Source organism: Brachybacterium atlanticum (assembly GCF_025669985.1).
Taxonomy (GTDB): Bacteria; Actinomycetota; Actinomycetes; order Actinomycetales; family Dermabacteraceae; genus Brachybacterium; species Brachybacterium conglomeratum.
Window position 1 is genome coordinate 1 of record NZ_JAKJJW010000059.1, and the last position, 8,597, is coordinate 8,597.

The window sequence follows — 8,597 nt, forward strand, 5'->3', positions numbered from 1 at the left end:
GGGCACGGCGCCGCGGCGTCCCGGGGCCTCGGGGCTCGGCTCGGCGCCGGCGAGCTCCTCGGGGCTCAGCGCGCGGGCGCGGCGGCCGCGCCGCGGGGTGGTCTCCGGCTCGGTCATCGGCCGTCACCTCCTGTGTAGAGCGCGTACTTGTTGATGTATTGCACGACCCCGTCGGGCACCAGGTACCAGACGGGGGCGCCGGCGGCGACGCGGGTGCGGCAGTCGGTGGAGCTGATCGCCATGGCGGGCACCTCGATCAGGGTGACGCCGTCGTCCGGCAGTCCCGAGGTGTCCAGCTCGTGCCCCGGCCGGGTGACGCCGACGAAGTGCGCGAGCTGGAAGATCTCCTCGGTGTCCTTCCAGGTCAGGATGTTCTGGAGGGCGTCCGCGCCGGTGATGAAGAAGAGGTCCGCATCGGGGTGCTCGGCGTGCAGCTCGCGCAGCGTGTCGATCGTGTAGGTCGCGCCGGGCCGGTCGACGTCCACGCGCGAGACGGTGAAGACCGGGTTCGCGGCGGTCGCGACGACGGTCATCAGGTAGCGGTGCTCCGGGTCGGAGATCTCCTGCGACGCCTTCTGCCAGGGCCGGCCCGTGGGCACGAACACGACCTCGTCGAGCGCGAAGACGCTCTGCACCTCGCTGGCGGCGATGAGGTGGCCGTGATGGATGGGATCGAACGTCCCGCCCATCACGCCGATCCGTCGTCGCTGCAGCTCCACCGGTCTCAGCGGTCGGTGTCGGTGTCGGTGTCCGCGTCGTGCTTCTTGTCGAGGCTGCGGTGGTGCGCACCCCCGGTGAGCCAGGTGATGGCCAGCATGGTCATCAGGATCGCGAACGCACCGATCCCGATGAAGGGTGCGGGGATGCCCTCGCTCGCGCCGGCGCCGGACTCGGCGAGGATCATGAGCTGGTCGATCATGTTCTAGAAGGCCTTTCCTCGAGTGACCGGCCCATCATCCCACAGCGCGGGCGGGGTGCCGGCCGGAACCCGCCGGGTGGGAGTGGGGTCACGGGCGGACGTGGCCCTGGCCGACCACCAGCCACTTGGTGGCGGTGATCTCGCTCAGCCCCATCGGGCCGCGGGCGTGGAGCTTCTGGGTGGAGATCCCGATCTCGGCGCCGAAACCGAACTCGCCGCCGTCGGAGAAGCGGGTGGAGGCGTTGGCCATGACCACGGCGGAGTCGACCTCGGCGAGGAAGCGCTGCTGGGAGACGAGGTCGCGGGTGAGGATCGACTCGGTGTGGCCCGAGGAGTGGGCGCGGATGTGCGCGAGCGCGGCGTCGAGGTCGTCGACGACGGCGACCGCGAGCTCGAGGGCGAGATACTCCACGTCCCAGTCCTCCTCCGTCGCGGGGACGTGCTCGACGCCGGCCGGCAGCAGCGCGGCCGCCCGCTCGTCCACGTGCAGGCGCACCCCGGCCTCCGCGAGAGCGGTGCCGAGCCGCGGCAGCGCCTCGGCGGCGACGTCCTGGTGGACCAGCAGCGTCTCCAGCGCGTTGCACACCCCGACCCGCTGGGTCTTGGCGTTGAGCACGATCTGCTCGGCCTGGTCGAGGTCGGCGCTCGCGTCCACCAGCACGTGGGTGGTGCCGGTGCCGGTCTCGATGACGGGCACCTGGGCGTTCTCGACCACGCGGCGGATCAGGCCCGCGCCGCCGCGCGGGATCAGCACGTCGACCAGGCCGCGGGCGCGCATGAGCACGTCGGCGCCCTCGCGGCCGTGCGCGTCGATCCCGACGACGAGATCCGCCGGCAGCCCGCGCTCGGCGAGCACGTCCCGCAGCACCGCGATCAGCGCGGTGTTGGAGTGCAGCGCCGCGGAGCCGCCGCGCAGCACGACGGCGCTGCCGGCCTTCAGCGCGAGGCCGGCGGCGTCGACCGTCACGTTCGGGCGCGCCTCGTAGACCATCCCGATCACGCCCATCGGCACCCGCACCTGGCGCAGCTCGAGGCCGTTGGCGAGCACGGAGCCGCGCACCACCTCGCCGACGGGGTCCGGCAGCGCGGCGGCGTCGCGCAGCTGCTGCGCGATCGACGCGATCCGCTGCGGGTCCAGGGCGAGCCGGTCGCGCAGTCCGGCGGCCATGCCGGACTCGTCGGCGGCGGCGAGGTCCTGGGCGTTGGCGGCGACGATCTCGTCGGCGCGGGCGATGAGCGCCTCGGCCATGGCGTGCAGCAGCGCGTCCTTCTCGGCGCGGCGGAGGCGCGCCAGCACGGGCTGGGCGTCCTTCGCGGCGCGGGCGGCGCTGCGGACCGCCGACTCGACGGGAGGTGACTGGTCGTCCATGGCCCGAGTCTACGAGGAGGACGTCCAGGGAGCCCGGGGCGTCCGCCCAGGGAACCGGCGCGCCGGGAGGACCGGCCCCCGGTGCGTCAGAGCACCACCAGCTGATCGCGGTGGATCGCGGCGCGGCGGTACCGCTCCCCCAGCAGCTCCCGCGCCTCGTCGGTGCCGCGCCCCGCCATGGCCCGCAGCTCGTCGGAGCTGAAGGAGGTCAGGCCGCGGCCGATCACGGTGCCGTCCGGGGCGGCGACGTCCACGGGCACCCCCGCGGGGAAGGTCCCCTCGACCCGGGTGACGCCGACGGCGAGCAGCGAGCGACGGCGCGAGCGCACGGCGCCGGCCGCGCCCTCGTCCAGGTGCAGCGTCCCCGCGCCGCGAGTCGCGAAGCGCAGCCACACCAGGCGCGAGCGGCGACGGCCGTGATGGGCGGGGAAGAAGGTGCCGACGTCCCGTCCCTCCACCGCCTCGGCGAAGCGCTCGGCGGAGGTCATCAGCGCCGCGGTGCCGGTGGTGGAGGCGAGCTGGGCGGCCGACAGCTTCGTGACCATGCCGCCGGTGCCGACCTTCGAGCCGACCGAGCCGATGCTCACCCCGGCCAGGCGCGCCACGTCCTCGACCACGCCGATCCGCTCCGCACCGGGTTCGCGGGGCGGGGCGGTGTAGAGGGCGTCGACATCGGTGAGCAGGATCAGCGCATCGGCGCCGAGCAGCTGCGCGACGAGCGCCGCGAGGCGGTCGTTGTCCCCGAAGCGGATCTCGTGGGTGGCGGTGGTGTCGTTCTCGTTGACCACCGGCACGGTGCCGAGCTCGAGCAGGGCCTCCAGGGCGCTGCGCACGTTGCGATAGGTCTGGGGGCGGATCACGTCGGACTCGGTGAGCAGGACCTGCCCGGTGGTCCGCTCGTGCGCGGCGAAGGCTCGGGACCAGGCCGTGGCGAGCAGGGCCTGGCCCACGCTCGCGGCGGCCTGCTGCAGCGGCACCGAGGCGGGCCGCTCCGGCAGTCCCAGCGGGCCGAGCGCGGCCGCGATCGCCCCGGAGGAGACGAGCACGAGCTCCGTGCCGCGCGCCGCGAGCGCCGCGGCGACCTCCGCGACGCCGTCGAGGCGGGACTGGTCCAGCCTCCCCCGTGCGTCGGTCAGGCTCGAGGAGCCGATCTTCACGACGATGCGGCGCGCGCCGACGAGCTCCTCGCGGGCGGTGAGACGGACGGGCTGACGCAGCTCCGCCACGCTCACCGCTGACCGTCCCCGTCGCTCGAGGGATCGGCCCAGTGGCCGGACCTCCGCTCCGCCTCCATCGCGGCGAGACGGTCCATGCGGGCGGCGGTGCGGGCCTTCTGCTCCTCGCGCTTCTGCTCGCGGGTGGGGCGGTGGTGGTCCTCGAGCCGGTCGTCGGTGCCGCGGCGGCCGAGCATCTCGGCGCCGCCCACCATCGTCGGCTCCCAGTCGAAGACGACCGCGTCGTCCCCGGGACCGATCAGCACGGTGGAGCCGGCGACGGCCCCGGCGGAGAACAGCCCGTCCTCGACGCCGAGCTTCGCGAGGCGGTCGGCGAGGAAGCCGACGGCCTCGTCGTTGGTGAAGTCGGTCTGGCGCACCCAGCGCTCGGGCTTGTCGCCCCGGATGCGGAAGGCGGTGCCGCCGTCGTACTGCTCGGTGACGACCTCGAAGGAGGCCCGATCCGCGCCGCGCGGGGTGAGGACGACCGGCGCCGGCTCAGGAGCGGGCAGGGCGGCGCGCGCCTGCTCGACGAGCTCGCCGAGCCGGAAGGACAGCTCCCGCAGCCCCTTGCGGGAGACCGCGGAGACGTCGAGGATCGGCATCTCCCGCTCCCCCAGCCGCTCGCGGACGAGGTCGGCCATGTCGGCGCCGTCGGGCAGGTCGGTCTTGTTCAGCACGACCACGGCGGGCCGCTCCATGAGCGGCACGCGGGTCTCCGCCTCCTCGTCCAGGCTCGCGGCATAGGCGGCGAGCTCGGACTCGATGATCTCGAGGTCGCTGACGGGGTCGCGGTCGGACTCGAGCGCGGCGGCGTCCAGCACGTGCACCAGCACGTGGCAGCGCTCGATGTGGCGGAGGAAGTCCAGCCCGAGGCCCTTGCCCTGGCTGGCGCCGGGGATCAGCCCCGGCACGTCGGCGATCGTGTACCGGTGCTCGCCCGCCTCGACCACGCCGAGGTTCGGCACCAGGGTCGTGAACGGGTAGTCGGCGATCTTCGGGCGGGCGGCGCTCATCGCCGCGATGAGCGAGGACTTGCCGGCGCTGGGGTAGCCCACCAGTGCAACGTCGGCCACGGTCTTCAGCTCGAGCACGAGGGTGCGCTCCTGGCCCGGCTCGCCGAGCAGCGCGAAGCCGGGGGCCTTGCGCTGCTTCGAGGCGAGGGCCGCGTTGCCGAGGCCACCGTTGCCGCCGCGCGCGGCGACGTAGCGGGTGCCGATGCCCACGAGGTCGGCGATCACGGTGCCGTCCTCCTCGGTGACCACGGTGCCGTCGGGCACGGGCAGGACGAGGTCCTCGCCGTTCGCGCCGTGGCGCAGGTCACCCTTGCCGAAGCCGCCGCCGGTCGCGCGCTGGTGCGGCTTGTGGTGGTACTCCAGCAGCGTCGTGGTCGAGGCGTCGACCTCGAGGATCACGTCGCCGCCGCGGCCGCCGTCGGCGCCGTCGGGGCCCGCGAGGGGCTTGAACTTCTCGCGACGGATGGAGGCGGCGCCGTGCCCGCCGGATCCTCCGACGACCTGCAGTCGGACGCGGTCGACGAATGTGGCCATGGGTGCTCTCCGAGGGTCGAGGGTGCCGTGGGGGTGGATAAGCGACGAGGGGCGGAGCGATCGGCTCCGCCCCTCGAAGGACGCTGGGTGCCCCGGGTCCGGGGCGGCGTGTCAGACGGTCTCGACGACGCTGACCACGCGACGGTCACGCTTGCGGCCGAACTCGACGGTGCCCGCGGTGAGCGCGAACAGGGTGTCGTCGTTGCCGCGGCCCACGCCGTCGCCGGGGTGGATCTTGGTGCCGCGCTGGCGGACGAGGATCTCGCCGGCGCCGACGACCTGGCCGCCGAAGCGCTTCACGCCGAGGCGCTGGGCGTTGGAGTCACGGCCGTTCTTGGAGGAGCTGACGCCCTTCTTAGATGCCATCTGGGATCAATCCTTTGTCTGGTCGAGGGATCGCTCAGGCGATGCCCGTGATCTTCAGCCGGGTGAGCTCCTGGCGGTGGCCCTGGCGCTTCTTGTAACCGGTCTTGTTCTTGTAGCGGAGGATGCGGATCTTCTCGCCGCGGAGGTCCTCGACCTTCTCGGCGCTGACCTTGACCTTCGCGAGCTCGGCCTGGGCGGAGGTGACCTTGTCACCGTCGACCAGCAGCACGGGAGCGAGATCGATGCTGTCGCCCGCCTCGCCTGCCACGCGGTTGATCACGATGGTGTCACCGACCGACACCTTCTCCTGACGACCGCCTGCGCGGACGATTGCGTACACCACGTCACGTCTCCATCTTGTGATTCGGATCCAGTCTTCGAGTCGTGCGCCCACTCGGGTGACCACCGCGGACCTGCGACCGTCAACCGTTCCCGGCCGGGGAGCCGGGCGGGAGATGCGGTCGCGCGATGTCCACCGGACGACGACTGCGACGCGTTTGCGCCAGGGGACAGCTTACGATCCCGTGAACAGCCGGTCAACCATGGGACACGCCCCGACCAGCGAGAACGCCGTCACACCGTGTGGAACAGGTCACTGGTCCCCGTCGGGATCGACCACCTGGCCGTCGACGACGACCTCGGGCTGGCTGTGGCTGCCCGAGGCGGCGGCGATCGAGGCGATCGTCGCGCGGGTCAGCGCACGGCTGTCCTCGTCGTCGGCGAGGCGGTGGACGTCGCCGGACTCCTCGGAGCCGCCGGCGTCGCCGCCGTGCTCGTCCTCGTCCTTCGCCCCGCCGCGTCCGCGTCGGCCGCGCCGGCGCGAGGAGCCCTTGGAGCCGTCCTCGCCGCCTCCGCCGCTGCCACCTCCCTGGGGGTGGCTGTGGCCGCCGTCGGCGTCCATGTCGACCGTCATGCCGCGGCCGTGGCAGTGCTCGCAGGTGGTGGAGAAGGTCTCCACCAGGCCCTGGCCCACGCGCTTGCGGGTCATCTGCACCAGGCCCAGCGAGGTCACCTCGGCGACCTGGTGCTTGGTGCGGTCCCGGCCCAGGCACTCCACGAGGCGGCGCAGCACGAGGTCGCGGTTCGCCTCGAGGACCATGTCGATGAAGTCGATGACGATGATGCCGCCGATGTCGCGCAGCCGCAGCTGGCGCACGATCTCCTCGGCCGCCTCGAGGTTGTTCTTGGTGACGGTCTCCTCGAGGGAGCCGCCGGAGCCGGTGAACTTGCCGGTGTTCACGTCGACGACGGTCATCGCCTCGGTGCGGTCGATGACGAGGGAGCCGCCGGAGGGCAGGTAGACCTTGCGGTCCATCGCCTTCAGCAGCTGCTCGTCGATGCGGTGCTTTGCGAAGACGTCCTTGTCGCCGACATGGCGGGTGACGCGCTCGAGCAGGTCGGGGGCGACCTCGGAGACGTAGGAGTGGACGTCGTCGTAGACCTTGCCGCCCTCGACGACCAGGGAGGTGAAGTCCTCGTTGAAGACGTCGCGCACCACCTTGATGGCGATATCGGGCTCCTGCGAGAGGGCCACGGGCGCGGACCGAGACTTCTGGGACTTCTGGATCTTCTCCCACTGGGCGGTGAGGCGCTCGACGTCGCGGGTGAGCTCCTCCTCGCTCGCGCCCTCGGCGGCGGTGCGCACGATCACGCCCGCGTCCTCGGGGATGATCTGCCGCATGATCTTCTTCAGCCGGTTGCGCTCGGTGTCGGGCAGCTTCCGGGAGATGCCGGTCATGGACCCGCCGGGCACGAACACGACATAGCGGCCGGGCAGGGAGATCTGGCTGGTCAGGCGCGCGCCCTTGTGGCCGATCGGGTCCTTGGTGACCTGGACCAGCACGGGGTCGCCGCTCTTCAGCGCGAGCTCGATGCGGCGCGGCTGGCCCTCGAGGCCCACCGCGTCCCAGTTGACCTCGCCGGCGTAGAGCACGGCGTTGCGGCCCTTGCCGATGTCCACGAAGGCGGCCTCCATGGAGGGCAGAACGTTCTGGACCTTGCCGACGTACACGTTGCCGACCATCGAGGTCTGCGACTTCTGGGCGACGTAGTGCTCGACGAGCACGTCGTCCTCGAGCACCGCGATCTGGGTGCTGCCCTGGCGCTCGCGCACCACCATCGAGCGCTTGACGGACTCGCGGCGGGCGAGGAACTCGGCCTCGGTGATGACGCTGCGGCGACGGCCGGCGTCACGGCCCTCGCGGCGGCGCTGGCGCTTGGCCTCGAGCCGGGTCGAGCCCTTGACGGCCTTGACCTCGTCGCGCGCCTCGCGCACCTTGACCACGGTGTTCGGCGGATCGTCCGGGGAGGAGCCGTCGTCCCCGCTGCTTCCCGAGCGGCGGCGACGGCGGCGACGGCGCGAGCTGGAGCTCGAGCCGCCCGAGGAGGAGCCGGAGCCCTCCTCGCCCGAGCCGTCCTCGGTCTCCTCGTCCTCGGAGGAGTCCTCCTGGGCGCCGTCCTCGGCGCCGCGGTCGCCGCTCTGCGAGTCGTCCTCCCCGCGCCCGCGGCCGCGACGGCCGCGGCCCCCGCGACGCCGGCGGCGGCGCGAGGAGCCCGAGCCGCTCTCGGCGGAGTCGTTGTCGTCGTCGCTGTCGTTCTGGCCCTCGGAGTCGGTGTCCTCGGAGTCGTCCTGGTCCGTGTCCTCGTCCTGCGGCGCGTCCTGCTCGCGGGAGGAGGAGCGGCGGGAGCGGCTGCGGGACCGGCTGCGGCGCGAGGGCTGGGCGTCCTCGTCGCGGGTCTCCTCGGCCTCCTCCTCGTCGCGGGAGTCCTCGTCGTCCCCGTCCTGCGGGGCGACGGTGGTGCGGGGCTGCGGGGTCGGCGCCTGGAAGAGGAGCGACGCGAAGTCCATCTGGACCTGCTCGCGCCGGCGCGCCCGGTCCTCGTCGACCTCGGGCTCGCCGGCGGTAGTGGTCTCGGGCGCGGTCCCGGTCGCGGAGGCGAGGGCCTTCAGATCGTCCAGGACGGGGTTCGCGGCGGTCCCCTGCTCCTGCTCCTCGTCGGCCTCGGGCTCCGGCTCCTCCGTCGGCTGGGCCATCGGCGCCTGGAAGTTCGGCGCTCCCGCCGGCGCCCCGGCCCGGCGGCGACGGCGCGTCGGCGCGGCGGGCCCGGGCTCGAGGGGCTCCTCGGACTGGGGGGCGACGACGGTCCGCGGCGCGGTGTCCTCCGGCGCCGCGGCGGGC

The 8,597-nt window shown here is 73.2% G+C and carries 8 protein-coding genes; all 8 read right to left on the bottom strand.

The genetic code is table 11. The features are described 5' to 3' along the window. Window positions 1–113: 113 nt before the first annotated feature. On the bottom strand, window positions 114–689 hold the full coding sequence (nadD, locus tag L3K22_RS16340; RefSeq protein WP_318604324.1) for a nicotinate-nucleotide adenylyltransferase: 576 nt from the start codon (window positions 687–689) through the stop codon (window positions 114–116). A gap of 35 nt (window positions 690–724) precedes the next feature. Next, a complete protein-coding gene (locus tag L3K22_RS16345; RefSeq protein ID WP_263312328.1) occupies window positions 725–919 on the bottom strand; it encodes a hypothetical protein in 195 nt (64 codons plus the stop codon). Window positions 920–1,007: 88 nt separating this feature from the next. Continuing rightward, a complete protein-coding gene (locus L3K22_RS16350) occupies window positions 1,008–2,288 on the bottom strand; it encodes a glutamate-5-semialdehyde dehydrogenase (RefSeq protein WP_263312329.1) in 1,281 nt (426 codons plus the stop codon). Between the two features lie 86 nt (window positions 2,289–2,374). Then, window positions 2,375–3,520 carry a glutamate 5-kinase gene (gene proB / locus L3K22_RS16355; protein WP_263312330.1) on the bottom strand — a complete coding sequence of 382 codons (1,146 nt, stop codon included), beginning with the start codon at window positions 3,518–3,520 and terminating at the stop codon, window positions 2,375–2,377. Beyond that, window positions 3,517–5,052, bottom strand: coding sequence for a GTPase ObgE (obgE, locus tag L3K22_RS16360; protein WP_263312331.1), 1,536 nt, complete (start codon window positions 5,050–5,052; stop codon window positions 3,517–3,519). The genes proB and obgE overlap by 4 nt, the downstream gene beginning before the upstream one ends. Window positions 5,053–5,163: 111 nt before the next feature. Then, the gene (gene rpmA, locus L3K22_RS16365; protein WP_010551799.1) at window positions 5,164–5,418 is read right to left on the bottom strand and encodes a 50S ribosomal protein L27; all 255 of its coding nucleotides are present in this window, start codon (window positions 5,416–5,418) and stop codon (window positions 5,164–5,166) included. A gap of 34 nt (window positions 5,419–5,452) precedes the next feature. Then, window positions 5,453–5,761: a 50S ribosomal protein L21 gene (gene rplU, locus L3K22_RS16370; RefSeq protein WP_263312332.1), complete on the bottom strand. Its 309-nt coding sequence runs from the start codon at window positions 5,759–5,761 to the stop codon at window positions 5,453–5,455. A 249-nt stretch (window positions 5,762–6,010) separates the two neighbouring features. Continuing rightward, window positions 6,011–8,597 (bottom strand): Rne/Rng family ribonuclease (locus L3K22_RS16375; protein ID WP_263312333.1); only part of this gene is annotated, 2,587 nt, incomplete at its 5' end.